This is a genomic window from Tessaracoccus sp. OH4464_COT-324 (assembly GCF_003932855.1).
Taxonomy (GTDB): Bacteria; Actinomycetota; Actinomycetes; order Propionibacteriales; family Propionibacteriaceae; genus Arachnia.
The window spans coordinates 1-1,961 of the sequence record NZ_RQYZ01000041.1; the positions used below are offsets into that span (position 1 = coordinate 1).

At 48.6% G+C, this 1,961-nt stretch carries 1 rRNA gene; it reads left to right on the top strand.

What is annotated here, in order from left to right:
- A 23S ribosomal RNA gene (locus EII42_RS13340) occupies positions 1 to 1,807 on the top strand; the annotation flags it as partial.
- Positions 1,808 to 1,961 lie beyond the last annotated feature (154 nt).

The following is a 1,961-nucleotide window of genomic DNA, read 5'->3' on the forward strand; positions in this document are numbered from 1 at the left end:
GAAACGAAGTGGAATGAAATGTTGGTCAAGCAACCCGAACGTTGAGTCGGATTGAAATCGAAGAAAGGAATATTAGTGATACGCCTGTTGGGTAGGGGAGCGTCGTGTAAGCGGATGAAGGTGAACTGAGAGGTTTGCTGGACGTATCACGAGTGCGAATGCTGACATAAGTAACGATAAAACGAGTGAAAAACTCGTTCGCCGGAAGACCAAGGGTTCCTGTCCAACGTTAATCGGGGCAGGGTGAGTCGGCCCCTAAGGCGAGGCTGAAAAGCGTAGTCGATGGGAAACGGGTTAATATTCCCGTACTTGGATAAACTGCGATGTGGGGACGGAGAAGGTTAGGTAAGCAGACTGTTGGATGTCTGTTTAAGCAGGTAGTTGGGGTAGGTAGGCAAATCCGCTTACCCAGTTAAACAACGAGAAGTGATGACGAGTTCCTAAGGGAATGAAGTTACTGATACCACGCTTCCAGGAAAAGCCACTAAGCTTCAGGTTTATCTAAACCGTACTGAAAACCGACACAGGTGGTCAGGTAGAGAATACTCAGGCGCTTGAGAGAACTCGGGTGAAGGAACTAGGCAAAATAGCACCGTAACTTCGGGAGAAGGTGCGCTTACCGTAATTGTAGTCCCTTGCGGACGAAGGTGAAGTAAGTCGAAGATACCAGCTGGCTGCAACTGTTTATTAAAAACACAGCACTCTGCAAACACGAAAGTGGACGTATAGGGTGTGATGCCTGCCCGGTGCTGGAAGGTTAATTGATGGTGTTATCGAAAGAGAAGCTCCTGATCGAAGCCCCAGTAAACGGCGGCCGTAACTATAACGGTCCTAAGGTAGCGAAATTCCTTGTCGGGTAAGTTCCGACCTGCACGAATGGCATAATGATGGCCAGGCTGTCTCCACCCGAGACTCAGTGAAATTGAAATCGCCGTGAAGATGCGGTGTACCCGCGGCTAGACGGAAAGACCCCGTGAACCTTTACTATAGCTTGACACTGAACATTGAATTTTGATGTGTAGGATAGGTGGGAGGCTTTGAAGCAGTCACGCCAGTGATTGTGGAGCCATTCTTGAAATACCACCCTTTAACGTTTGATGTTCTAACGAAGTACCTGAAACGGGTACTCGGACAGTGTCTGGTGGGTAGTTTGACTGGGGCGGTCTCCTCCCAAAGAGTAACGGAGGAGCACGAAGGTTTGCTAATGACGGTCGGACATCGTCAGGTTAGTGCAATGGTATAAGCAAGCTTAACTGCGAGACAGACAAGTCGAGCAGGTGCGAAAGCAGGTCATAGTGATCCGGTGGTTCTGAATGGAAGGGCCATCGCTCAACGGATAAAAGGTACTCCGGGGATAACAGGCTGATACCGCCCAAGAGTTCATATCGACGGCGGTGTTTGGCACCTCGATGTCGGCTCATCACATCCTGGGGCTGAAGTAGGTCCCAAGGGTATGGCTGTTCGCCATTTAAAGTGGTACGCGAGCTGGGTTTAGAACGTCGTGAGACAGTTCGGTCCCTATCTGCCGTGGGCGTTGGAGAATTGAGGGGGGCTGCTCCTAGTACGAGAGGACCGGAGTGGACGCATCACTGGTGTTCCAGTTGTTTCGCCAGAAGCATTGCTGGGTAGCTACATGCGGAAGAGATAAGTGCTGAAAGCATCTAAGCACGAAACTTGCCTTAAGATGAGTTCTCCCAGACTATAAGTCTGTAAGGGTTGTTGGAGACTACGACGTAGATAGGTGTGGTGTGTAAGCGTAGTGATACGTTGAGCTAACACATACTAATTGCCCGAGAGGCTTAACCATACAATCTTGAGTGTTTTGGGGTTGTGTAGAGATAGACTAAAGACAGAAGAGAAAGCTATGGAAGATATAGAATAGAAGACTATAGAAAAGATAGCGTAGAAAATTGAGAGTGAACAGCTTGTTTTTGATTGTGAGAGCAGAGAGAATTAGTGAA